Source organism: Agrobacterium sp. CNPSo 2736 (assembly GCF_004005385.1).
GTDB lineage: Bacteria > Pseudomonadota > Alphaproteobacteria > Rhizobiales > Rhizobiaceae > Agrobacterium > Agrobacterium leguminum.
The window spans coordinates 197,895-223,357 of sequence record NZ_RZTX01000008.1 but is presented as its reverse complement, the minus strand read 5'-3'; the positions used below and the strand labels follow the sequence as shown (position 1 = coordinate 223,357).

At 55.1% G+C, this 25,463-nt stretch carries 19 protein-coding genes; 11 read left to right on the top strand and 8 right to left on the bottom strand.

Annotated elements, in window-relative coordinates; all coding sequences use genetic code 11:
- The coding region (traA, locus tag EM858_RS15680; RefSeq protein WP_127757199.1) for a Ti-type conjugative transfer relaxase TraA at nucleotides 1-3,081 on the bottom strand (3,081 nt) is incomplete at its 3' end.
- Between the two features lie 523 nt (nucleotides 3,082-3,604).
- Here traA and EM858_RS15675 point away from each other — a divergent pair.
- The 4 genes from EM858_RS15675 to EM858_RS15660 all read left to right on the top strand — a co-directional run bounded on the left by EM858_RS15675 (nucleotide 3,605) and on the right by EM858_RS15660 (nucleotide 7,870).
- A complete protein-coding gene (locus tag EM858_RS15675; RefSeq protein WP_127757198.1) occupies nucleotides 3,605-4,519 on the top strand; it encodes a nucleotidyltransferase and HEPN domain-containing protein in 915 nt (304 codons plus the stop codon).
- Between the two features lie 185 nt (nucleotides 4,520-4,704).
- A complete protein-coding gene (locus EM858_RS15670) occupies nucleotides 4,705-5,013 on the top strand; it encodes a mobilization protein (protein ID WP_127757197.1) in 309 nt (102 codons plus the stop codon).
- Entirely contained in the window at nucleotides 5,010-6,674 is a 1,665-nt protein-coding gene (locus tag EM858_RS15665) for a type IV secretory system conjugative DNA transfer family protein (RefSeq protein ID WP_127757196.1), read from the top strand. Before EM858_RS15670 ends, EM858_RS15665 begins: the two co-directional genes overlap by 4 nt.
- A gap of 245 nt (nucleotides 6,675-6,919) precedes the next feature.
- The gene (locus tag EM858_RS15660; RefSeq protein ID WP_127757195.1) at nucleotides 6,920-7,870 is read left to right on the top strand and encodes a bile acid:sodium symporter family protein; all 951 of its coding nucleotides are present in this window, start codon (nucleotides 6,920-6,922) and stop codon (nucleotides 7,868-7,870) included.
- Between the two features lie 52 nt (nucleotides 7,871-7,922).
- On the opposite strand, the gene EM858_RS15655 is transcribed toward EM858_RS15660, so the two are convergent.
- Nucleotides 7,923-8,978 (bottom strand): aldo/keto reductase, encoded by a 1,056-nt coding sequence (locus EM858_RS15655; RefSeq protein ID WP_127757194.1) that lies wholly within the window; start codon nucleotides 8,976-8,978, stop codon nucleotides 7,923-7,925.
- Nucleotides 8,979-9,163: 185 nt separating this feature from the next.
- Here EM858_RS15655 and EM858_RS15650 point away from each other — a divergent pair, with 185 nt between their 5' ends.
- Nucleotides 9,164-10,069: a LysR family transcriptional regulator gene (locus EM858_RS15650; protein ID WP_127757193.1), complete on the top strand. Its 906-nt coding sequence runs from the start codon at nucleotides 9,164-9,166 to the stop codon at nucleotides 10,067-10,069.
- An 80-nt stretch (nucleotides 10,070-10,149) separates the two neighbouring features.
- Here the strand turns inward: EM858_RS15650 and EM858_RS15645 are convergent, their stop codons facing one another.
- Nucleotides 10,150-10,935 carry a 2-keto-4-pentenoate hydratase gene (locus EM858_RS15645; RefSeq protein ID WP_127757206.1) on the bottom strand — a complete coding sequence of 262 codons (786 nt, stop codon included), beginning with the start codon at nucleotides 10,933-10,935 and terminating at the stop codon, nucleotides 10,150-10,152.
- Between the two features lie 284 nt (nucleotides 10,936-11,219).
- On the opposite strand from EM858_RS15645, the gene EM858_RS15640 reads away from it, so the two are divergent.
- Together EM858_RS15640 and EM858_RS15635 are read left to right on the top strand one after the other, a co-directional pair.
- Nucleotides 11,220-12,404 (top strand): AGE family epimerase/isomerase, encoded by a 1,185-nt coding sequence (locus EM858_RS15640; protein ID WP_127757192.1) that lies wholly within the window; start codon nucleotides 11,220-11,222, stop codon nucleotides 12,402-12,404.
- A gap of 150 nt (nucleotides 12,405-12,554) precedes the next feature.
- On the top strand, nucleotides 12,555-13,841 hold the full coding sequence (locus EM858_RS15635; RefSeq protein ID WP_127757191.1) for a glycosyltransferase family 1 protein: 1,287 nt from the start codon (nucleotides 12,555-12,557) through the stop codon (nucleotides 13,839-13,841).
- A gap of 231 nt (nucleotides 13,842-14,072) precedes the next feature.
- Here the strand turns inward: EM858_RS15635 and EM858_RS15630 are convergent, their stop codons facing one another.
- From EM858_RS15630 to EM858_RS15610, 5 genes are all read right to left on the bottom strand, one after another.
- Nucleotides 14,073-16,007: a hypothetical protein gene (locus tag EM858_RS15630; RefSeq protein ID WP_127757190.1), complete on the bottom strand. Its 1,935-nt coding sequence runs from the start codon at nucleotides 16,005-16,007 to the stop codon at nucleotides 14,073-14,075.
- Between the two features lie 127 nt (nucleotides 16,008-16,134).
- Nucleotides 16,135-16,872, bottom strand: coding sequence for an SDR family oxidoreductase (locus EM858_RS15625; protein ID WP_127757189.1), 738 nt, complete (start codon nucleotides 16,870-16,872; stop codon nucleotides 16,135-16,137).
- Nucleotides 16,869-18,194 (bottom strand): FAD-binding oxidoreductase, encoded by a 1,326-nt coding sequence (locus EM858_RS15620; RefSeq protein WP_127757188.1) that lies wholly within the window; start codon nucleotides 18,192-18,194, stop codon nucleotides 16,869-16,871. The genes EM858_RS15625 and EM858_RS15620 overlap by 4 nt, the downstream gene beginning before the upstream one ends.
- Nucleotides 18,191-18,613: a GtrA family protein gene (locus EM858_RS15615; RefSeq protein ID WP_111817906.1), complete on the bottom strand. Its 423-nt coding sequence runs from the start codon at nucleotides 18,611-18,613 to the stop codon at nucleotides 18,191-18,193. The genes EM858_RS15620 and EM858_RS15615 overlap by 4 nt, the downstream gene beginning before the upstream one ends.
- Nucleotides 18,610-20,040 carry a UbiA family prenyltransferase gene (locus EM858_RS15610; protein WP_127757187.1) on the bottom strand — a complete coding sequence of 477 codons (1,431 nt, stop codon included), beginning with the start codon at nucleotides 20,038-20,040 and terminating at the stop codon, nucleotides 18,610-18,612. The genes EM858_RS15615 and EM858_RS15610 overlap by 4 nt, the downstream gene beginning before the upstream one ends.
- 281 nt (nucleotides 20,041-20,321) lie before the next feature.
- Here EM858_RS15610 and EM858_RS15605 point away from each other — a divergent pair, with 281 nt between their 5' ends.
- From EM858_RS15605 to EM858_RS15590, 4 genes are all read left to right on the top strand, one after another.
- A complete protein-coding gene (locus EM858_RS15605) occupies nucleotides 20,322-21,302 on the top strand; it encodes an NAD-dependent epimerase/dehydratase family protein (RefSeq protein ID WP_111817904.1) in 981 nt (326 codons plus the stop codon).
- Nucleotides 21,303-21,336: 34 nt separating this feature from the next.
- Nucleotides 21,337-22,689 (top strand): nucleotide sugar dehydrogenase, encoded by a 1,353-nt coding sequence (locus EM858_RS15600; protein WP_127757186.1) that lies wholly within the window; start codon nucleotides 21,337-21,339, stop codon nucleotides 22,687-22,689.
- Nucleotides 22,686-24,512, top strand: coding sequence for a hypothetical protein (locus EM858_RS15595; RefSeq protein WP_127757185.1), 1,827 nt, complete (start codon nucleotides 22,686-22,688; stop codon nucleotides 24,510-24,512). Before EM858_RS15600 ends, EM858_RS15595 begins: the two co-directional genes overlap by 4 nt.
- Before the next feature lie 148 nt (nucleotides 24,513-24,660).
- Nucleotides 24,661-25,443 (top strand): class I SAM-dependent methyltransferase, encoded by a 783-nt coding sequence (locus tag EM858_RS15590; protein ID WP_236761777.1) that lies wholly within the window; start codon nucleotides 24,661-24,663, stop codon nucleotides 25,441-25,443.
- Nucleotides 25,444-25,463 lie beyond the last annotated feature (20 nt).

Here is a 25,463-nt window from a genome sequence, read left to right as displayed (position 1 = left end):
ATCGAACCTCTGATCGATCACGGATATCGCCCTTTCCCGGGCTATTTGTTCGATGCTGCGGTCGTATCGGATGATCGCTGGCACCAGCGGACCGGGCTTACCGGCTTCCAGCGGCGAGTGCTGGCCGACGACTTCTGTCGGGGCAGGGGCGGCGCCGTCTTGCGACATGAGATCGGACCACCGGATGCGGCGATAATCTTGCCTCGTCGCTCTCTGGCCATCCGGCTGATCGTGATTAATATCCGGAACGAGATCATTGCGACGATTTTCGCGGCGAACAGGGCCGGCCAGATCGCCGACACGTTCCTCGTAAACCTGCTGACGCTCTGATGGCCGGTCCTGTTGCTCTCGCACCGGATGGGCCGCATGGGCCAAAACCTCTTGACGCTCTTTTTGGGCGGTAGCAAGTTCGATCTCGCTCCTGACCCCGAGCTGCTCCGCTATACCCCGCCGCTCGGCAAAGTCCCTGATGTAATCCAGCGTGGTTTCCTTCACGCCGGAACGCGACAGGCGGCTTGTCAGCTTCTGGTAGGCCAGTTCATCACCCTTGACGACGCGCCACGCATTGCGCTCGGCCTGCGTACCGTCCGGAAGCGTGACAGGCGTGGCGCCTTCATGCTGGAGAGAAATCCTGTCACCGATCTTTGGTGAGGCAACCTGTATGGCCCGCCTGAGATCAACGCCCCACACTGTATGCCGCTCGCCCTTGTCATTCTCCAGCGTCACAAAATAGCTCTCACGTGACTGCGGATTGTGTTCATAGGGCGCAACGCCATGGTCAACCAGCCGGCCCGCCTTGGTGAACTCCTGGCTGTCGGCATAGAGCTGCACGCTGTCGCGATGCCTGGTCATGGCAACATAGGTCAGATGCCGATCCATGGTGCGGGACGCCAGCACAAAAGAGCGATCCACCGTCGCGCCCTGGTTTTTATGGATCGTCGTCGCATAGCCGTGGTCGATCGCCTGGTAGCTGTCCGTGGGAATGCTGACGCTATCGCCGCTTCGACCATCGAGCCGGGCGATGATCTTGCCCTTTTCGACATGCTCGACGGTGCCAAGCATGCCGTTTTTCACGGCGAGGTCGCGGTTGTTTTCGAGGAAGATGATCCGGTCACCGGCGGCGAAGGCGCGTTTGCCGTTATTGGTCTGGAACGTGCATTCTCCAACAACCTCACCATCCCCACGGTCCCCACCGTCGCTTAGCCGGTGACCGCGCTCCAGCCTTTGCCGTTTCTGGAGCTCGAAGCGAATGGCGGCATTGAGGGCGCGCACATCGGCACGGCGATGGGCCATTGCACCCCGGGTGCCATCGGCACGCGTCTCACTATCGGCAACATAATCTCGCACGATCTGCGCCATCGCCGCGTCGCGGCTTTCCGCAAAGTGAATGTCGCCGTGATCCCGGTAGGCGGCGAGGCCCTCGGCCGTCTTGTGGGTCGCAAAGGCAACCGATGCCTGTCTCTGCCAGTCATGGCGCTGGCGGCGAATGTCGGAAAGTTCGACATGGCCAATCTGCTCGGCAATCGCCCTGAAGGGTGCACCGGCCCCGATCGCCTGCAGCTGCTCATGGTCGCCGACAAGAACGATCTTTGCACCGCGCTCTTCTGCTTCTGCGATAAAGCGGGCGAGTTGCCGGCTCCCGACCATGCCGGCCTCGTCGATGACGAACACGTCACTGCTGCCGATCATACCCCGACCATGATCCCAGCTGTAAGTCCATGACGCAAGGGTGCGGCTTTGAATTCCGGAACTTTCCTCAAGACCCTCGGCTGCCTTTCCGGCCAGCGCCGCACCATGGACCTGATAGCCTTGAGCCTCCCACGCCTTGCGCGCGGCTGCCAGCATGGTGGACTTTCCCGCACCAGCGAACCCGACCACAGCCGCGATGCCTTCAGGGCCCGTAACATGTTTGATCGCATGACGCTGTTCGTCCGACAATCCTGCTGGTGGATCGCTCGCAGCAAACGGTCCGCCGGAGCTTTTCCGAAGAGAGCGATCCTGCCTTTCCATTGCACGCTCGACATGGCGGGTATCGACCTGATGGGAATGCGCCTGATGCAATCGCTTCGCCGACCGCGCCATTGCGAGTTCCAGATCGATCATGTCCCGCGTCGAATAACGCGCATTGGACAGGTTGCCTGTCTCAGGATCGATGCGCTCAGCCTGAAGCTCCACAAGCGCTGGTGATGCCATGACAGCCGCAAAAGCGTTTCGGAATGTCTGTGCGTCATCGTTGATATAGCGATGCAGGGTCCTGGCAATGTCGTGCCGATCGAACACGCTCTTTTCATTGCTGATCAGCAACAAAACCTGTTCCGGTTTTTGGCGGATCAGTTCGGCATTTTGCCGTGCTGCCTCGTCATCCAGCCGCCCACGCTCGACGGCCATTCCTTGCTGGCGCATTTGCGACGCATGCACGCCCATATGTTCGGTCGGCGACAACTCAAGACCGCGCTCCACATGGGAGCGATGATCGATGCGGATATCCAGGCCTTCGCGTTGAAGCTGACGGATGGCGATGCTTTCCCACGCCTGCCTGATATCGCGAAGCTGCATGTCGGTCGTCGCCATACCGTTTGCCAACAGCCGTGCGTTCTTGTGCTCCAGAAAAGTTTTCTCGCCAAGGCCGGTCCTGCCAACCTGTCGCGTCGTCATCAGCACATGCGCATGGCAGTTGCGGATGTCACCTTGCTCACCTGGCGAATGGATTGCAAAATCCACGGCCGCGCCATAGCGGTTTGCCAGATCCTGAGCAAAGGCGCGCGCAGCCTTCAGTCGCCCTTCTGGCGAAAGCTCATGCGGGAGCGCGATTTCGAATTCGCGGGCGACGCGGGCATCCTTGCGCTTTTCTGCAAACTCGGCAGCGTTCCACAAAGCCGAACGATCCAAAGCCCAGTCGGCAGATATACCTTCCGGCAGCACGATCTCACTATGGTCGACACCCTCCTTCCGGGTAAAATCATGCACGAGGCCATCGCGATGATTGGTGAGAAGAACCGCACAACGGTAGGCAGCAGATGCCACAGCGCTGCGGCCGGATGAGCGCGAGACAGGTTTGGTGCTGAGATGATAAATCGCCAAACGAAATCTCCGGTTCTCAACGGGGAAATTCAGCGCTCCACTGCGGTGCAAGTCGTAAGTGCGCCCTTGTCTGTTTACCGGTGGCGACGCTAGCAACATCGAATGGGCATTTCGACTACTAAAAGTAGTAGTCGCCAGCCGGTCATTGCTCGTGTTTGAATAGGGACACAAACGCATCAATCCGGGGAGGGCGATATGTGCAGGCTGATCGCACGACGGATCCGGCAGCTGAACGAGAGGACGAAAACATTGCAGGCGCGACTGGGACGAACAGGAGAGGGCGCAGTCGACGCGTCGGAAGGTTTTGCCGGTTCGTTCGTGCCGGCGCAGTTGCAGAAGGAGGCTCAACGTAGTCTTCGGGTCCGTGTCGCATCGATCGCTTCGCCCAGATCAGAACCGGCGGCCCTGAGATAGAATGGGGATAGTCCGCAAAGACAGACATTCGGTTGGTGGCTACCGAAAATCGGAGTTTCAAAGAAGTTTACAATGGACCATACAGGATACCGTCAGAAACGGAGCAGACATGAAGACCAGCCTTGAACATTTGCCGGAACGAAAGCAACGCGAGCTCGCGCGCGTCGTCGGGATTATCCAGGAAGAGTTTGCTGATCTGGTCCAGCGCTCGAAGTCTGACGCCAAGAAGGATGGACGGATTTTCAAAATCATCCTGTTCGGTTCTTACGCGCGTGGCACGTGGGTGGATGAGCCGCATACATCGAAAGGCTACCGCTCGGACTTCGATATTCTTGTCATCGTGAGCAACAAGGAACTTGCCGATCCCAAATACTGGGACAAGGCGACAGACCGGCTGATGTGGGACAAGGAAATTGAGACGCCCGTGAGCCTCATTATCCATGGCGCTCGCGAAATCAGCAATTTTTTGCAGGACGGCCAGTACTTCTTCGTCGACCTCGCCCGCGAAGGTGTTGTTCTTTACGAATTCGACGACCGGCCGCTGGCTGAAGCGAAACCGCTCAGCCCTTCCGATGCACTCAGGGTTGCCGAGGAGCATTTCCGCAGGCATTTTCCTGATGCGCGAGATTTCGCTGATGTAGCAAAATATCTCGTTGCGAAAGGTAACCTGCACCTAGCCGCCTTCAACCTTCATCAGGCAGTGGAGACCGCCTACAACTGCTACCTCCTGACACTGACAAACTATTCCCCTGCGTCGCACAACCTCAAATTCCTGCGTGGACTTTCCGAAGGCCGTGATCACCGTTTGATCGACATCTGGCCGCGCGATCGTCAGCGATTTACCACATGGTACAACATCCTGAATGAGGCCTACGTCAAGGCGCGCTATTCGAAGCGTTTCGAGGTTTCCGAAGAGGCGCTCACATGGCTTCAGGAGCGGACCGCAGAACTTCACAAGCTGGTTGAGACGCTTTGCCGCGGGCACATCGAAAAGCTCGAACAGGCCGCGAACGTCTGCGACTGAGCTTCACTGGTGGCTCAACAACCTTGAGCTCAGGGAGCAGCCACCGCAGCGTCGTGAACCACAGGGCCCAACCTCCTCTTACAATCGCTATGTCGATCTCCTCATAGAAACTGGTCTGTCTTCCAGGAGCAAAGCCGTGGTCAACAGCGGCAGTTCCGGTGTGACCGCAATCGAAAGGAATAATCGTGGCAAGGAAAACCATCGAACAGCGCCTGGCTGAACTGGAGGCGCAACGGTCCGCGCTCAAGGCCCGGCTCTCGAAAACCGAGCGCAACAACGATACGCGTCGCAAGGTCCTGATCGGCTCGCTCGTTCTGCATCACCTGGAGACCTCGGAAGATCCGAGTTTCAGCAAACAACTCGGTGAATGGCTGCGTCGCGAACTACCGGGCTTTCTGACACGTGACAATGACAAGGCGCTGTTTGTCGATCTGATCGGACCAGGGCTGCCGGGCACAGGAGAGTGTGGCGACAGCGCGCAGGGTGCTCCATGAACCGATTGCGACTTGTCCGGGACGCGTTCAAAAACATGATGCGAGTCGCCGCGCGTGATCCGCTTTGGGCAGTCCTATCTTTGATTGCCATGCCGTTCCGGATCTGGAAACGGCTCCTCGGATTTGCCGTCATCCTCATCATCGTCACGTTTGTGATCGGCATGGGTGGCCGTCATTTCCTCGAGCAAACGGGTTTCGGGCGCGGCTCGCTTGTCTACATCCTCCCCGATTTCGTCACCTTGCTGGCGCTCGCCGTCATCACCTTCCGGTTCATCACCAGCACGCTCATTTTGCATTTCGGGGACAGTGACGATGATACCCACGGCTCCGCCCGCTTTGCGACAGACAAGGAGATAGCCGCTATCACCGCATCCGGCTCCGGCCTCCTGATCGGTCGTGATACGAAGACGGCCAAGCCTCTGCGCTATGATGGCCCGGCCCATCTCCTCACCATGGCGCCAACGCGTACCGGCAAGGGCGTGGGCACGATCATTCCAAACCTGCTAACCGCCGATCGTTCGGTGATCTGCGTCGATCCAAAAGGCGAGAATGCACGGATCACCGGGCGTGCTCGCCAGAAGTTTGGGCCTGTTCATGTGCTCGATCCTTTTGCTGTTACGGGGAGACCCTCGGCAGCCTTCAATCCCTTGGCGACACTCGATCCCCACAGCCTTGATGTCGCAGAAGATGCCAGTGCGCTTGCCGACGCTCTTGTATTCGACGAACCGGGAATGGCGGGGGAGGCGCATTGGAACGAGGAGGCAAAAGCACTGATCGCCGGATTGCTGCTCGAGATCGTTTCGGCGGAGCCTTTGAGACACAGGCACCTCGCAACACTTCGCGACTATCTCACCCTTGCTCCAGAACAGTTTGCAGCACTGCTGAAACGTATGCAGGACAGCGATGCGGCGAGCGGTCTTGTCGCGCGTGCCGCAAACCGCCACCTCGGAAAATCCGACCGCGAAGCCGCAGGCGTTCTGTCAGCGGCTCAACGCCATACGCATTTTCTTGATTCACCGCGCATGACGGCCATCCTCAGTCGCTCGGATTTCCGGTTTGCCGATCTCAAGCACAGCAATGTGACGGTGTTCCTCGTCCTTCCGCCTGACCGCCTCTCGACCTATTCGCGCTGGCTGCGCCTGCTTGTCTCACAAAGCCTGCTCGAAATGGCCCGCGATCCGACAAAGCCGGTGACACCGGTTCTCTATCTGCTCGATGAGTTCGCATCCCTTGGGCATTTGGGTCCAGTCGAACGCGCGATGGGTCTGATGGCAGGCTATGGTGTCCAGCTTTGGCCCATCCTCCAGGACATCCATCAGCTGCGTGCCACATACGGTCACCGCGCCGGAACCTTCCTGTCAAACGCCGGCGTGTTGCAGGTCTTCGGCGTCAACGATCATGACAGCGCCCGCCTCATCTCTGATTTGCTCGGACAGGAAACGGTCGTGTTCCAGACGATGGCGAGAGCGCTCGATTCCGATAAGACCGGGATCTCTTATAGCCAACAGCATACCGGCCGGCCGCTCCTCACCCCTGACGAGGTGCGCAACCTGCCGGCCAAAGGACAACTGCTATTCTTGGCCGGGCAACGACCAATTTTTGCTGAAAAGCTTGCCTATTTTGCCGATCCGGAATTCAGGGAGATGTTCGATCCAGTCTGACGGGAAGCGAGACGAGAAGGCGGTTGGGCATCTCCGTCGGACCTTGTATGTCCGGCCCTCAGGCTCTCTTCGGCGCAACGAGAAGCGGATAGATGAGCCTTCGTCCAAATTGCAGCCCTGCGGCGACGGCGGCATCGCGGCCGAGGGATCGTTATCGACCGCGAGGTCTAGCAACGGAGTAATGACCTTGACAGGGCACCATAGGAGTCTAGACGGGGTCTCATGATCATTTTGGGAGTATGGAAATGAAAACGCTGGCAGCCGTTTCGGCTTTTGTAGGCAAGACCTTTGCCGCCTGGGTCATCCTGTTTGCCGTGCTCGGCTTCTTTTTTCCGGATACGTTCAAGCAGATTGCGCCGTGGATCGTCACGCTTCTGTCGATCATCATGTTCGGGATGGGGCTCACACTTTCGGTCGATGATTTCAGGGAGGTCGTAAAAAGGCCGTTCGATGTGACGATCGGCGTGCTCGGCCAGTTTCTCATCATGCCGCTTCTGGCGGTGCTGCTCACCCGCATCATTCCCATGCCGCCGGAAGTCGCGGCGGGCGTCATTCTGGTCGGCTGCTGCCCTGGCGGCACTTCTTCCAATGTCATGACCTATCTCTCCAAGGGCGATGTCGCCTTGTCCGTCGCCTGCACCTCGGTCACCACGCTTGCCGCACCGCTGGTGACGCCGTTCCTCGTCTGGCTGTTTGCGAGCCAGTTCCTGCCGGTTGACGGCTGGGCCATGTTCCTCAGCATCGTCAAGGTCGTTCTGGTTCCGCTCGCTCTCGGCGCCGCCCTGCAGAAGCTGCTGCCCGGTCTCGTCAAGACCGCCGTTCCGGCATTGCCGCTGGTAAGCGTCATCGGCATCGTCCTCATCGTTTCGGCGGTGGTGGGAGGATCCAAGGCGTCCATCGCCCAGTCCGGGCTGATGATTTTTGCCGTCGTCGTCCTGCACAACGGGCTTGGCTATCTCCTCGGTTACCTCGCGGCAAAGGCAACGGGCCTGTCGCTTGCCAAGCGCAAGGCCATTGCAATTGAGGTGGGGATGCAGAATTCGGGCCTCGGTGCGGCGCTTGCGACGGCCTATTTCTCGCCTCTCGCCGCGGTTCCGAGCGCCATTTTCAGCGTCTGGCACAATATTTCCGGTGCAATCCTGGCGAACTGGTTTTCGGGCCGGGTGGACGCAGGCTCCGCCAACGAAGCGGGCTGAATCTCCCCATCATCTGTCAGGCCGCCTGAACTGCTGGCGGCCTGATCCTGCCTTAGAACGGCATAGTCTGACGCGCTACGGCCGGTGGATTAAGCCGGGCAAAGCCCTCCTGGCGCTGATACGGGAAATGCGGATAGGGAGCAGTCGTCTCGCTGGCCTCGTCCAGCGTCGCTACCTGTGCGGACGTCAGTTCCCATCCCACGGCATCGAGGTTCTGGCGCAGCTGTTCCTCATTGCGCGCGCCGATGATGACCGTGGAAACAGTCGGGCGTCTGAGCAGCCAGTTGAGGGCGACCTGCGGCACCGTCCTGCCGGTTTCTTGCGCGACAGCGTCGAGCGCATCGATCACGCGGTAGAGATGTTCATCATTAACCGGCGGGCCGAAGCTGGCGGTCTCATGCAGGCGGCTACCTTCGGGCAGCGCCGTGCCGCGGCGGATTTTTCCGGTCAACCGCCCCCAGCCAAGCGGGCTCCAGACCATTGCGCCAAGACCCTGATCCACGCCGAGCGGCATCAGATCCCATTCGTAATCCCGGCCTATCAGGGAATAATAGACCTGATTGACCACATAACGCGGCCAGCCAGAACGGTCCGCGACGGCAAGCGATTTCATGATCTGCCAGCCGGAAAAATTCGAGACGCCGGTATATCGCACCTTGCCGGAGCGGACGAGTGTATCGAGCGTCGACAGCACTTCCTCCACCGGTGTGAAGGCATCGAAGGCATGAAGCTGAAGGACGTCGATATAGTCGGTTTTTAGGCGGCGCAGGGCGTCATCCACCGCGCGCAGAAGCCGGAAGCGGGACGACCCGGCCTCGTTCGGCCCGTCACCCATCGGCAGGCTGGTTTTGGTCGAGATCAGAACGCTGTCGCGCCTTCCCTTGACGGCTTCGCCGAGCACTTCCTCCGATGCGCCATTGGAATAGACATCGGCGGTATCGAACAGGTTGACGCCGGCTTCCAGACAAATATCGATCAGGCGCCGGGCTTCCGTGGCGTCTGAATTGCCCCAGTTGCTGAAGAGCGGGCCGGAGCCGCCGAAGGTTCCGGTGCCGAAACTCAAGACCGGCACTTTCAGGCCGGATTGGCCAAGATGACGATAGTCCATGGGGCGTTCCTTTGTTGCTTCGAAATGGTTGCGGGCGGGGCTCTGGCCGCGCCGCGCTGTGTCCATCCCGTCATGATCTGGCAGATGAAGATTGCGATGCGTTTCAATCGCCGTCTGAAGATAGACGCTCGCTCTTCAATGAAATAGAATGCCGAAAATACTATCACTTGTGAGATGAAGTCATCGTGGCGCGACTGGAGATCAACCGGGCAGGGGAGATGGAAATCTTCGTGCGAGTCGTCGAACTCGGCGGTTTTTCCCGCGCGGCCGCGGCGGCGAACATGACGCCTTCGGCGGTGAGCAAGCTCATCGCACGGCTGGAAAGCCGCCTGGGCGCGCGCCTGCTCAACCGTTCCACCCGACAGCTTCAGATCACGCCGGAGGGCTGCGCCTTTTATGAAAGGGCTACCCGCATCCTCGCCGATCTCGAAGAGGCCGAACGCGCCGCCGGTGAGGGCGAGCAGCCTGTCGGCCGCGTGCGGATCAACACCAGCGCGTCCTATGCAACGCATATTCTTGCGCCCATCCTGCCACGGTTTCTGGCGCTTCATCCGGGCATCACGCTTGATATCGTCCAGACGGATATGGTGGTTGACCTTCTTGCGGAACGCATGGATGTGGCGGTGCGCGCCGGGCCACTCAAAAGCTCAACTCTCGTTGCCCGGAAACTCGGTGAGACAAGGATGATCATTGCTGCCGCCCCGGATTATCTGGAGCGCTGCGGCGTGCCGCAAACCATCGCCGATCTGGAAGATCACAATCGGCTCGGATTCGGTTACGCGCGGTCAGTCGACGGGTGGCCGTTGCGGGATGCCGGAAAGACCGTCGTCATTCCGGCGACGGGGCGCGTGCAGGTTAGCGACGGCGAAGGCCTTCGCCGACTTGCCCTTGCCGGTGTCGGGCTGGTTCGCCTTGCCGCCTTCACCGTGCGGGAGGATATCGCCGCCGGCCGGCTCATACCGGTCCTTGATCACCTCGATACGGGTGAGACGGAGATGTTTCATGCTGTTTATGTCGGCCAGCGCGGGCCGCTTCCCGCCCGCATCCGGGCCCTGCTCGATTTTCTCGGCGAGCACGGGCGGGTGAAATGAGCTTCCGATGGCATAGCAAGTCGCGGTGGGGATGAAGACGACGGGAGGGTGAAAAAAAGAACGTCCGGCTGACCGGACGCCTATTGTCTCGGACCGGACAGCGTGAAGGCGCCAACCGATTTCAGCACAATGTGCGTCTCGCCGGCAAGTGTGCTCGGTATCGCGCCACAAAGGCTGCCTGTCGTCACCACATTGCCCGCCTTGAGCATTTCGCCGGTGTTGAACGCCGCATTGGCAAAGGCAACCAGCGGCGCGAGCGAATCGCCATTCGGATGTTTTACCCCGGCATCGAACAACGATACCGCCCCCTCGGTGACGGTGAGCTGCGGCAGGTTCTCGCCATTTCCGGCAAAGACATCCACGATGTGCTTATCGACTTCCGGGCCGATGACGAAGCCGTGGTTTGCGAGGCGATCCGCGAGAAAAAGCGGAAACGGCACCTGATTTTTCTCCACCAGCCTGTAGCGGAGAAGTTCAGCACCAAGGTGGACCTTGTCGATAAATCCTATCAGGTCGGCTCTCGTCAGTGGCCCCGCCGCCGCCGCAGGAATATCTGCCGAAAGCGTAAAGCAGATCTCAACCTCGATGCCTTCGGTGCCGTCATGGGGAAAAGAAGCGGCATTGGTTTCACCGACCCGTACACAATCGAACATGGGCGCCCCAATGGCCTCGCCATCCGCCCGGATGGCAAGTTTCCAGCCGGCAACCGGTTCGGCCCGGCTTTCAGCAAAAGCCCGCTGGACCGCCATAGCCTCTCCAAGCGTAGTAGGAATGAGACCTTCCGCCTGCACCGCCGCCAGAGAAATCTTCGCCCCCTCGCGGCTCGCTGTGATGAAGCTTTTCGCCAGTTTTTCGATTGCCACCATTGCGTCCATGGTCCCCGTTGTTCTCGAACGCCAAAACGTTGTCATGATTTGGCGCTCACTGCCAAGGCCATCGATACCGGGTTTGACCATATCGCCGACTTTAAGGACGTGCGGGCGAGGGACATTGTAGAGCCAGTACCCTTCCTCGCGTGCCGCGGGCTTTATGAGAGAGCAAATGATAGTGTTTGTGGTTGACAGCGTCACAAAACGTAAATTCAGGCGTTTGCTTCTGGGTTCCCTTGGCGTATTCGTCGCTACCACGACGTAGAACAGAGAGTTGACGCATGACCTTGCCATTTCCGAGCATTTCGCAGACGCTTGCCGAAGAGATCGGAAGATTACGCAAATGGCTGGATGAGGACGCCCTGCCCCTGTGGTGGGAGGCGGGTTCGGCCCGGCCGGATGGCGGCTTTTATGAACGTCTCGGCCAGGATGCGAAACCGGTTTTTTCCGATGACCGACGCGCCCGCGTGCAGCCACGCCAGGCCTATTGTTTCGCCGCCGCCGGCCAGCACGGCTGGCAGGGACCGTGGAAAGACGCGCTCCTGCACGGGCTTTCCTGGTTCGAGAAGGTCTATCGCCTTGAAAACGGCCTTTACGGCAACCTTGCCGACCAGACCGGCCGGCTGATCGATCCCTCCTTCGATCTCTACAATCAGGCCTTTGCGCTGTTTGCCGCCGCACAGGCGGCTGCAAGCCTTCCCGAGCGCCGGGACGAGATGCGCGGCCGGGCGCTCGATATCCTTGCCATCCTCGAACGCGACTACAGACATCCGGTCGCAGGTTTCGAGGAAGCGAACCCGCCGCGCACGCCGCTCTGCTCCAATCCGCACATGCATCTCTTCGAGGCGATGCTGGCCTGGGAAGTGCAGGACCCGGACGGCCCGTGGTCGGCGCTGGCCGATGAGATCGCCGATCTTGCGCTTAACCGCTTCATCGATGGCGGCAATGGCGGCTTGCGCGAATTCTTCGCCCATGACTGGACACCGCATGACAGCGACAAAGGCCGCATCATGGAGCCGGGCCACCAGTTCGAATGGGCGTGGCTTCTGGTGCGCTGGGGCAGCCTGCGCGGCAATGGCGAGGCGATCGACAAGGCAAAACGCCTCTTCGAGATCGGCGAAGAACACGGCATCTGCCCACGCCGCAAGGTGGCGGTGATGAGCCTCTACGACGATTTTTCGGTGCATGACGGGCTGGCGCGGTTATGGCCGCAGACGGAATGGCTGAAGGCTTCGGTGCGGCTTGCGAGCGTCACGGGCGGTGAGGAGCGTCAGCGTTACCTCGCCTCCGGTCTCAGCGCCATCGGCGCGCTCCAGCCTTTCCTCGACACGCCGGTCAAGGGCCTGTGGTTCGACAAATGGCCGGCCGACAGGCCGATGCTCGACGAGCCGGCGCCGGCAAGCACGTTTTATCACATCGTCTGCGCCATATATGAGGCGGAGGCGGTACTGGCGGTGGAGAAATGAAAATGCTGCCGACAACCGCTGGACTTTGAATTGGCTTGTTTCATGTTATTCCCATGTTTTAAATGGGATAGTGCTTTTGCGCTGTCTGCCAGCTCAAAAGAAAAAGCTGGGGGGCATTAAAACGATGGTCACTCTTTCGAAAGGCACATAATGGCCCTTGATCTTCTGAACCATGAAGATGAGCTGAAAATTGCTAGAGAACTAAATTACCTGCTGGCTTCAAAGTATGCCCAGGAGGTAGTCAATCGTGTTGCAAATGATGTGATATCAGCACAAATGAGTGGAGGCCGAGTTGGCGACGAAAAAGGGAAAACTGACAGAGGTGGTTTCAGGACGACACTTCGTTCCCTTAATCCTGAGCGTTTGATACGAAGAGCGATACGAAAGCGTTTTCCAAAACAGGGAATCGTATCAAGGTCCAATGAGGCCATCGATTGCCCTGAATATTTTCCTTTATGTGTTCAGGGTCTCAATATCCAGTATAGTACCGGTACTTTAGTTGATAGACGAGGTGTCGGTAGAGTTGCGCGTGAAATATTGAAGGAATTAATAAAGCGAGAGGTACTCGCGACGCTCGACGTTTTATCAATTCGCGAAAAACCCATTCATTTTTTCCCGTCTGTTCATTGGTGTCCCTCTGAGTTGCCTCCTCGATCCGTCGTTATGGTGCACGACGTTATTCCTTTGCTATTTGAGAGCATATTTCAAAAGTCAACAATCGGCGAATGGAAACAAAAATACATCCATACAATTAGAAACGCCGATCTTATTGTGACTGTGAGTGCAAGCAGTGCGGACGATATTTCACGGATTATCGGTATTTCGAAGGAAAAGATACATGTCGTTTATAATGGCGTCGATGTTGTAGAATGGGACGAAGACGAGAGCGTCGATTTACTTACGCCCGACGCGCCTTACTTCGTCTGTATAGGTTCTAACGATTACCATAAAAATATCGACGTCGTGATTAAGGCAATGGGCCTCAGCAATGCCCAAGACTATCATTTGGTCGTCGTCGGAAAATCTCCGAAAGGATTCTCTACGGAGTTGACCTCTAATAGCGGAGGAAAGATACATCCGGTTGGACGTCTGACGGATGGGCAGTTGGCTAGGGTATTGAGACGATCCAAGGGACTACTTTTTCCCAGTTTATATGAAGGTTTTGGCTTGCCTCCGTTAGAGGCGTTGATGCTTGAAGTTCCCTGCATCTGTAGTGCGAGACCCGCCATGACAGAATTGCTGCACGATATGGCGATTTTTTGCGATCCAGAGAAACCGCAAGACTGGGCAGATGCCATGCATCAATTGGCTAACTTTCCACCAGATTTTGAGACTAGAAGTCGAGTAGCAAGTGAACTTCGGAGCCAATTCAATTGGGCGAGATCCACAGACTTGCTTCTGTCCGTTCTTAGTAAACTCAAAGATGTTGAGCACTGAAAATATGATGGGCAGGCGGCTGGTGGCGTGGTGCGCCACCGCACGTTAGTACAACGGTCTACCTATGGCTCCATAGTGCTTTGCGACGCGGGGAGGAATATCATACGTCCCTAGTTTGTGTAGGCTATGATGCACTTCGTGCTGGGTCTGGCGAGTTTCCCCCCCTTTAATACGGCAGAGTTGCTGCGGCCAGATTTTCGGTCGGAAAGCGACTGGGATTGCCGCGGTTGATCAATTCCCAGGCACACTCTCAGTTGCATCAGTTTTGTCGCCCTGGCCGAGTGAACGGAGCCAGACGCCCGTAATACGGATGCCGTGCAGGTTATTTCCCGAAACGCGAAACTCCCAATTGCCCTGGTGGTGCCGCTGGATGGTAAATTCAATGTCGGTCGTGGCGGGGCTGCCGCCTAGCCCGCGCTGCAGGGGGGCAGAAATAATGGGACCAGTTTGGGTATTATACACCTCCACCATGGCTTCATCGGCGTGATCGTCGAAAATTCGCATATCCATTTCGAGGCGGTATTTGCCTGGGGGTAACACCAAACCAGGGCCATACAGTTTGTGTTTCCCGCCATTGCTGGCCAAATCGAGAATAGAGGCGTTTACTTGGCCGTACCGCGTTTTCATCAGCGGCAGCATGTTTATGTCCATCATCGGTCGCAGTGCGAGACCGGCACTTTCAAGTTGAGCGCGCGGCAGATGTGAGGCGAGGTAGAATGGTGTGTCAGTAATACGATACAGCATTTCGGCCTCAAAGTTTTCCAAGTGCTGTTGTACTTTACCAAAGTGGATGCTGTTAGCATGCCAGATTAATGTTTCAGGTGCCGGTTCGTTGCCAATATCTGGATCATCGAGATCGTCTTCTTGCAGAAATGCGCGCGGCCGCAGCGACAGCATAGCTGGATCGGCTTTGATGGGTCCCAAGAGATGACGGTTTTGCACTATATTGTCTGCTGCTTCCTCAGTAGCTCTTATTACGCCACCTTTCCAGGCAGGCAGAATGGTACTCCATGGGAAACTCATGGAAATGCCGGCAATCAAAAATATTGGAACCAATATCTTCGTGCTTGCCTGCTGACGGAGCGTGTCGGTAACCACTAGATGTGATATTTGCGGGACTCCGGTCCACCATAAAAACCAGAAAATAGCGATCTGAAAGGGAAAGGGATAATAGACGTCCATGTGGCCCGCAGCATCACTGAAGGCGGTTAAATTGAGAAGTGACCATGGAATATAGGCTACGAAACCCAAAATAGGTACAGGATTTCGCCATATGATCGTCGCAAATAAGGCGACAGCGGCGGGCTGCAGGAGGTAGAGCCGTTGTGAAAACAAGAGGGTGAGCCGCTCCTGCATCAGTGACCACGTCAGGTGGGCATAAGGTGGTACGCCTGTGTAGATGCGGGTAAAGGCGCCATCGGCTGGAAATTGCCAACTGCGGATCAGCACGGCGGCCAGCGACAGGCAGAACGCCAGCGTCAGCAGCGCCAGCACATCGCTCCCAGCTGTCACACGGCGGTTACTCCACATGGTCCAGATCCATAAAAGCCCCAGCGGCGCAACGACGTGGAAGCCCATATCTTCTCGAACCGAAAGCGCTATTAGCAAAAACAGCACCGCCAACCGCCGCTTGCCGCTGAAGAAGGCGGCGAGGCAGGCGCAAGCCATCAGTGCTCCCAACGCTTCGATATGCGGATAAGCCAAGATAAACATAGCTAGACCATTGAAGGCGAAAGCCAGTGCCAGAAATGCCTGCCAAAGCGGTTTCTCTGCAAAACAGGGTATTCTGCGCACAGTGATCCAGGCCACTAGGCCGCTGCCACCCAGAATGACGCCTTGGAAGCTGGCAAACCATGTTATCGGTCCCCAGGGCCAGAAGAAACTCAACAGGCCGATACCATAAAGGATCGGCGACAGATGCGTGCTGTAAAAAAGATTGTTGTCTATAACAGGTGGATTGGTGAGGTTGAAGTCCAGCGGGCGCCACATCAGCGCCGCGAACCAGCCGCTATCGTGCAGATAGCCGCCCGCCACATAGAAATGGTTCATCACAAAGCTGAAGCCGGCTAGAAACGGTACGAGAAAAGAAAGGGACACAGCCATGCCTTGCACCACTAGCGCGCCCTTTGGGCCGGTTGGTTCAGGTGTCTGCCAAATCATTCCCATTCGTTGCTTCTCCGTGGCCGCCCCGCGACGATCTCTCTAAAAATGCCAGGCAAGGACTATGCCAGTATCAGCGTGATCAAACTAAAGTGCTTCAGTATGTGGAAGGAATGGTCTAGATATCTGGTGCTTATATCTTCATCATCTTAAAAAAACGCTCGGGAATATTGCGTATGACCAACATTATCAATCGCCAGACAGAGCGTACGTAGACGATATTCTTTTTTTGTATAACGGCGCGCTCTATTGCTACTGCGACTTCAGTCGGCTCTGCTGTAAGAGCTCCGGGCAAATCCATCCCTTCTGTCATTTTGGTGGCGACAAATCCGGGTAGAACCGTAACGACATGGACCCCACGCTTGGCCAGGCGATTGCGCAAGCCGGAAAGAAACGCGGTAAAAGCAGCTTTGGCGGAGCCGTAAACATAATTGGTTGCGCGACCCCGCTCCCCAGCGACGGAGCTTATCCCGACAATCGTACCCGCGGCCTGTTGTTCGAACCGATTGGCTAGAAGCGCTAGGATACTCGCCGGGCCCTCGTAGTTACTGCGCATAACGTGGCTTGCGGCGATAGGATCACGTTCGCTTTCCTCTTGTTGGCCCATCAATCCGATGGTCGATATTGCAATTTCAGGCAATCGGGGAAGACTGTTCAGGAATTCTTCGTGGGTCTCTATCGAGAGCGCGTCAAATTCATGCAACGTCACCTCGACACCATAACGAAGTTCGATATCGCGTTTCTCGACATCAAGGCCTTCGGCATTGCGCGCTGCAAGTTGGATAGCGTATCCCCCTGCGGCAAACTTATGGGCTACAGCCTTGCCAATATCTGACCGGGCGCCAATAATAAGGACAGGTGGTTTCGTCATATAGAGAGCCTTTCTGCCTGGGACGAAATAAAGCGGCCTCTCCAGCCTTTCTCGTCCCTATTCTGTACGAACTTTTCTGCGCGCTCATCTGAAACACGTAACGTGCGGGCCGACATGCGGCTGTCTTTTGCAAGATAGAAACGCCCGCCATTTTCAATGGCAATTTCATCTAGACGATTCAGCAAAGTCAGGGTTTTCTGCGAGATCGGAAAATCAAGAGCGAGGGTGTAACCCTCCATGGGAAAGGAAAATCTGCTTTCCTGTGGACCGAGTTTCTTAAGAACAGCGAGAAAAGAGCCGGCTCCGGCAAGGGAAATGGCGTCAAGCAGGGCACAAATACCTCTTTCCGAACGATCAAGAGGTAAGACACATTGAAACTGCGCGAACCCGTTCCGACCATAAATCCGGTTCCAGCCAAGTATGGTATCGAGAGGGTAGAAATATGAATCGCAATCGACCAAGGATTCTCCAGCTTTTCTGGCGCCATTTTTGTAATATAGCTGATTGAATAAGCTCACGCTTACTCGATTCAATATGCCGCTCGGCATGGTGATTGGAAATCTTACTTGACGTTTCTCTAGTTGTTCAAATGGTTCGCCGATATGCTTCGCCGGAAGGTCGGATATCGACGCATGTTCACCCAACATAATCAGGGAGCGCCCCAGGTTCTTTCCCCGTCCGAGGCAATCGATCCAAGCAACCGAGTAAGTGGCATCCGTGTATTTTTCGAAGACTTCCATTGCCGCTTGCAGGTTCGGAGCAGGGACGGTTGTTTGCCGGACCCACGAAGTCCCGACGCGTCTAAGTCGGAAGGCGGCGCGTAGAATGATGCCGGTCAACCCCATGCCGCCCAACGTATATTCGAAGAGATCAATGTTCATCTCCCGGGAGCATCGGGTAATTTCCCCGTTGACATCCAGGACATCTATCCAGTCGACACACGTTCGAAAACTACCCTCCTTGTGGTGGTTTTTACCGTGGACATCCGCGGCAATCATGCCGCCTAAGGTAACGAATTTCGTTCCTGGGGTGACCATGGGAAACCAACCCTTGGGTAAAAATGTTTTGATGATGTCGCCCAACAATACGCCGGCCTCGGCGACTAGCTGACCAGTCTTGGGATCGAAAGAAACCATGTGGTTAAAATATTTCATTGAAATAGTGCTGAATGGATTAATCGCACTGTCACCATAGGCGCGGCCGTTGCCGCGGGCTATGACGCTGTTCCTGGAAGTGACTAAGCCAAGCAGTGTTTCCACATCACGCGGAAAATGAAGTTGGGTATCTATCGACGGGTATCGACCCCAGCCAGATATTTTCATAACGTGATCTCTTTGCGCTTGTCGTTAAAAACAAACCGCTTGTCGAGATTGTATTTAACAACATATCCGATGGCCAACCCAATAATGGCGCCTGCTTCTCGCATGAGATCGGTTTGCCAGATTAGCCAAAATACTGTTTCGGCCGTCCAGAATATCAGAGTGGTAAAAATGCCCATCAGGGTATAAAGCGAGAATTTTCGGGTGTTGTTTTTCAGTCCCGCATCTTGGTCATAAAATATCCACTGCTTGTCGAGCGCATATTTTATTACGAGACCTACGATTGTTCCCATTCCGATTGCTGCGATAAAGTGGACTTCGGTACTTCCAGCCTGAAGAACAAATCTTTGTGTCGCAAGATTTGCTAAAGTGGCGATAACCGCAAATATCGAATATCGAAAAGTCAGAACGCCGAGTGTCACAACAATGCACCTCCCAGTGTGAAGGCTAGGACTATCAGTGCGCATATTTGACTCGTGCCATCTTTGGCCGCGTAGACAACTGGATCGTCATGCATCAAGCCACGGTGTGCCATCATCACGGCACGGGTGAGCCAATATAATAGAATAGCGCAAACGCCCCAAAGCGCCTCTGGACGTGCGTATAACTGTACCACAGCGGGAGAATTGACATAAAGTGTCATCACGAGCACGGAAACATAGCCAGCGGCAATTGCAATCATTGAAATTATAGGCAGATCATCGACATGATAGCCTCTGCCGCTCGGTTTCAGATCGCCCCGCTCTGCGCTGTCGATTAACTCGGCCTGTCTTTTGATAGCTGCTAAAGATAGGAAAAAGAAAACAGAAAAAGCCAGCAGCCAGATTGATATGTCAATCGACGTCGCTACAGAGCCGGCAAACATCCTTACCGTATAAAGTGCGGCAAGCATGCAGATGTCAAGGATGATCAACCGCTTCAGATAAAGCGAATAGGCGGTTGTCAGCAGATAGTAGCCGACCATGACTACCAGAAATTTCCAGCTTATCAAAATTGCGAGAAGAGAGCCGAAACCTACAAGTGCTCCCGCCATCAGCGTGCCGTGCGCGATGGGAACAGCGCCCGCGGCAAATGGTCGGTTTCGTTTTCGCGGATGTGCTCTATCTGCAGAAAGATCAAGCAGATCGTTCAGGATATATACGCCTGAAGCTATCAGACTAAAACACACAAAAGCCGTCATCGATAAAACGATGGTTCGTCCATCGAATTGATGCGCGGCAAGCAGTGGTACGAATACGAGAAGGTTCTTTAGCCACTGGTGAGGCCGGAGCGCCTTGATGTAAGGTTTAAAGTTATCTTTCTCGCTTTGGAGATGCTCGACTGTATCGCAGAGAGCGTCGACTTTCGTGCGTACTTTCCTCGGTACATCCACCGTAATTGCTTTTTCTGCGCGCTCCCATACAGGCAAATCGGCGGCGGCGTCGCCCATGTACAAGAAACCGTTTTCACCGAAACGCTCTTCCAAAAATGCGGCTTTCGTGGCGCCTTTCAGGTTTCGCGTGCCGTCGGAGCCGTGAACCTCATCAAAGATACCGAGGTGGTCCGCTATTCCTTGCGCAATCTGCTGATCAGAAGCGGTGACGAGAGCGGTACGCCCACCTGCGCTTCTCCATTTTTCGATATAGGCAAGCACCTTAGTGTTGTAAGGAAGCACCTGAGCGTCGACGACTGCCGCGCAGGCGAGGTGACGTTTCAGGTGAGCGCGTCCGCGTGGCAGCGCCGATATTGTGCTGAAAAGACAGCGCCAGTCTGAGCCGAAAGCCGACCAGAAGTTTTCGTACAACATGTCTGTGCGGAGAAGGGTTCCGTCCAGATCAACGACGAGGATTTTTCGAGTATCGAAATTCAACGGTTCATCGCTCTTTTGTCATGCGTTTTTATCATGGCGGAGTTCAGATAGGCAAAGGCACTATCCTGCAGTTGTTCGGCCGCATATGCTGCGGAGTCTCGCTATGCTTTTTAGCGCGTCCTAACGTATAGGGGGAGGTCACGCAATCGATTGAGGGCCGATTAGCGCAGAAACATTCTGAAAAGATCGGAAATAATTCGAAACCTATTGAAAACTTCCAACATAATCTGATAGCTGCTGCCGGCGCATAATTACGGATTTTTCTTGTTGGGAAGAGACACATGAAAACGGCACTCGTCTGCGGAGCAGGTGGATTTATTGGCGCACATCTGGTTAAGCGCTTGAAACGTGAAGGTTTTTGGGTGAGGGGTGTAGACCTCAAGTTCCCAGAATATGCCGCAACAGAGGCTGACGATTTCGTTATTGCGGACTTGCGTGAGCAGTCCAATTGTCGCGCGGTGATTGATCGCAGGTTTGATGAGGTATACCAGCTAGCTGCTGATATGGGTGGTGCGGGATATATTTTTACGGGCGAGAACGATGCCGATATCATGCACAATTCGGCTACCATCAATCTCAATGTCTTGGATGCCTGCTACCGTCGCAACATAAAGCGGGTCTTTTACAGCTCTTCGGCCTGTATGTATCCCGAGCATAACCAGACCGATCCCAATGCTCCCGTGACGCGGGAAGATAGTGCCTATCCCGCAAATCCAGACAGTGAATATGGTTGGGAAAAGCTGTTTTCCGAGCGACTTTATCTCGCTTACAACCGCAATCACGGGATGGAATGCCGTGTCGCGCGTTATCACAATATTTTTGGCCCGGAAGGATCCTGGGTCGGCGGACGTGAGAAGGCGCCGGCTGCGCTCTGCCGCAAAGTCGCCGAGGCTGAAGCCGGTGGAGCGATCGAAATTTGGGGCGATGGTCTGCAAACTCGATCGTTTCTATTCGTCGATGAATGCCTCGAGGCTACTTTGCGTTTGACGCGATGCGAAACTTTTGCCGGTCCGGTGAATATTGGATCGGAAGAGATGGTTTCGATCAATGAGCTTGCCAGGATCACCATGCGAGTGGCTGGCAAGGATCTCGAAATTCGTAATATTCCAGGCCCGCAGGGTGTTCGTGGACGCAACTCCCACAATGACCTCATTCGGGAAAAACTGGGTTGGGAGCCAAGCCTGACGCTTGAGCAAGGGTTGGCCCGTACCTATCCTTGGATTGCTCGTCAGGCCGAGCTTGCACGTGGAAAAAACAAGTGACGGCCTGTGGCCTGATCCCTAGCGAGATATTATCATGAAGCCGAAACTTTCTGTAATAGGTCTGGGCAAACTTGGTGCACCTATGCTTGCCGTGTTTGCCAAAAAAGGCTTTGACGTCATTGGTATGGATTTGAATTCCGCTTTTGTGGATTCGATCAATCGTGGCGCGGCGCCGGTTCCTGAGCCGCAACTTCAGGAATTGATCACGGAAAATGGTGGGCGCATTCGAGCTACGACCGACATGCGGGAGGCGGTGCTTTCCTCGGACGTGACCTTCATCATCGTCCCCACGCCAAGCGGTCCGGATCGTTTTTTCCGCAATGACTACGTAATCTCCGCTCTCGAGAGCATCGGTGCGGCATTGCATGACAAGATCGGCTATCATAACGTTGTTGTCACTTCCACCGTCATGCCCGGCTCCACAGGCGGTATTCTGCGCCAGACGCTGGAACGTGCGTCTGGTCGAACCGTGGGTTCGGATCTCGGTTTGTGCTACAATCCGGAATTCATCGCGCTCGGCACGGTAGTCCGCGATATGCTTTACCCCGATATGATACTTATCGGCGAAAGCGATCCTAAAGCGGGAGATTTGCTCGAAAGCGTCTATCGTGGCTCGACCGAAAGCAACCCTGAGTTCCAGCGGATGAACTGGGTCAATGCAGAACTTTGCAAGATCGCCGTCAACACTTACGTGACCACCAAGATCAGCTATGCGAACATGATCGCTGACATGTGCGATCATCTCGATGGTGCCGATGCCGATGTCGTAACGGACGCTCTCGGTGCAGATAGCCGGATCGGAAAGAAATACATCAAGGGTGCCATTGGTTATGGTGGCCCCTGTTTTCCGCGTGATAACAAGGCATTCGCGGCGCTTGGGCGTAGCCTCGGCGCGCGCACGGATCTTGCCGAAGCGACAGATGTTATCAATGATCACCAGACGGAGCGGCTTGTTCGGGCGATAGCGGCATCGGCTGATCCGGGGGCCCAGGTGGCAATCCTCGGACTGTCCTACAAGCCGGAAACCCCGGTGATCGAGGAAAGCCAGGGATTGGCACTGGCTCACAAACTGATCAGCATCGGTTATAAAGTGCGGATTACAGACCCGCAGGCTCTCGTCAGCCTTCCGGATCAGATCGCCGATGGGATCGTGATCAAGGTAGATGCGGAAAGCGCCATGGCGGGAGCGGATGTCGTTGCCATCGTGACGCCTTGGAAAGCCTACCGCAATCTCGACATTGCTGCGGCGGGACCGAAGGCTGTTATCGATCCGTGGCGTGTTGTTGATGCTGCGAAGCTTTCGGCTGCAATAACGCTGATCAGACCTGGCATGGGGGATTGGCTCTCTGACGCTGCCGCAGCGAAACATGCCCGGGTAATGTCATGATATCGATCGTTCTCTATGGAAGGAACGACAGTTACGGCTATAACCTCCACAAGCGGGCTGCTCTCAGCCTGAATTGTATGGCGGAAGTGCTGACCGACGAAAACGATGAAATTCTTTTCGTTGACTATAACACACCGGATGATTTTCCGACCTTCCCGGAGGCGATCTGTGACACGCTGACAGATCGTGCGAGGCGTCTTCTGCGGATCATCCGCATAAGGCCGAGCCTTCATAATCGGCTGTTTGCGTCTCGTACGCACCTGAAGGCTCTGGAGCCGATTTCGCGTAATGCTGCTGTCAGGCGATCCAATCCTGCAAATCGCTGGATATTGTCGACCAATACGGACATGATCTTCGTACCACGCGGGTCGCAGTCCTTGTCTGACCAGTTGGCGGGACTGGAAGACGGATTTTATTGTGCGCCTCGTTTCGAGATACCTGAGACGCTGTGGGAGAGCTTTGATCGGCTTGATCCGGCTGGGGTTATAGCTGAAACGCGCGAAGCGGGAGAGAAGTTCTGTTTGAATGAGGTAGTGTACGGGATGGACTCTATCCTGTACGATGCGCCTGGCGATTTTCAGCTAATAAAACGAGACGACCTCTTCTCCATTCACGGCTTCGATGAGAGGATGCTGCTGGGTTGGCATGTAGACGCAAATATTTCGAAGCGTCTCGTTATGCGTCATGGCAAGATTGATGACGCCCTACCTTTCGTTCTTGGTTATCACTGCGACCACACTCGTCAAACCACTCCGGCTCACGCACATAAGAGTGTGGAAAACAGTGCGGACGATTTTTTTCACAATCTTTTGCAGCCGGAAATACCGGATCAATCGGAAATTTGGGGTCTTGCTGGGATCGACTTGGAAGAAATCAGCCTAACTGACACCATAAACATGGCGTATCGCAAAGCGCTTAGCCAAGCAATCGATCGGCCTCTGAAAGGTTTGATTGAGGCGCGCTATCGGCCAGAGTCTTATGATCTTGAAGTCGGAACGCCGGAACACGTACTTCCATTTCTTGTTGATCTATTTGCCAACGCTCCAAGAAATACGAATGTCGTCTGGCTTGGTCCAAAAGACCGGATATATGATCTTTTTACGAATTGTTGGCGAAATTTAGGATTCCTAACGGATGTATCTTGTTGGCAAGGCGATATAGACGTTATTGATCGCGCAGATACTTTTATAATTAATTTTGGACTTCCAAAAAAGGTGGAGGGCGATGCTTCGTCCGCCTTGATGGAGCAATTTTATACAGTCGTAACAAACGAGCGGGATCACTTAGCGTCGAATAAAGAGCCCCGCCGGATTATTGGTGTGAATGCCATACATAATGGTTTCGAGTCTGTAATGCAGCGTTTCGTTGGCTGTAGTCGAACGCCGTTCTCAGCCAGATTGCGGCATGGCTATTTGCTGAAGTCTGCGTTTGTCGATGCGCAAGACTGGACCGGCGAAATGCATGCAGGTGCAGCTGGAAAAAGGGATGAAAATGTAATTCACTCCACAGGAGCGAGTGGACATATATTTTATGGTCCTTACGCCAATTTGATGCCCGGCAACTACAGAGTCGATGTCAGTCTCATAAAACGCTGGAATCACTCGCCCACATCGAAGTTACAACTCGAAATTATGCTGGGTGAGAAGACGGTAGCGGTTGTAAAAGTCAAATTTTTCGGGTCAAGGAAAACCATATCTCTACCATTGCAAATCACAACGCAGGATTTACCTCTTCCTATTGAGGTACGCCTTCACTCGATTGGGAGATCTCGAATAGCTCTTGAACGGATAACTGTAAAAAGGGTTCAGCCAGTTGATGCATAACTTGGTTGAAACATCGGTGTGAGATGCGGTGTTGTTTCTGCATCTCTGTAAAAGATGAGAAGCCTGATCGATTTAGAGCTCCAGGCCGCTGCAAGACAAACCGCTGAGTAACTGAAACTGCTATCTTCATTCAATAAAGGATTCACCTGTGACTGACAACGCCACCATTGAAGATGTAAAAGAGTACTGGAATCGCCGCCCCTGTAATGTTCGACATTCAAAGCGCGAAGTGGGTTCTCGAGAATACTTCGATGAAGTTGAAGCCCGGAAGTACTTTGTCGAGCCCCACATTCCGGGTTTTGCGGAATTCTCACGTTGGAACGGCAAAAAGGTACTGGAAGTCGGATGCGGCATTGGCACTGACGCGATCAACTTCGCGCGTAACGGTGCAATATATTCTGGGATAGAGCTTTCGGAAGCAAGTCTTGCAATCGCCAAGTCACGATTTGAAGTGTTTGAACAAGACGGAAACCTTCAACAGTTGAACGCTGAAGCGCTTACACAAGGCTTCCCTGAGAGCAACTTTGATTTGGTATACTCTTTTGGTGTGATTCATCATACACCCAATCCGCGGGGCGTAATTGAACAAATCCGTAAAGTTATCAAGTCGGATGGTGAACTGAGAATTATGCTATATGCAAAAAGGTCTTGGAAGGCTGCTATGATTGAAGCTGGGCTCGACCAACCAGAAGCTCAGTCAGGGTGCCCGATTGCCTTCACCTACGATGAGCGCGACGTTCAAGAGCTTCTTTCTGGATGCTTTGAAGCTACTGAAATTCGACAGGATCATATTTTCCCGTATCAGATTGAGCAATACGTCAACTACGAATATGTGCGGCAACCATGGTTTGAAACCATGCCGCCGGAGTTGTTTCGTGCGCTTGAACAGAGCCTGGGATGGCATCTGCTAATAACTGCTAAACCGATTTGAGGTTGGACCAGACACTACGT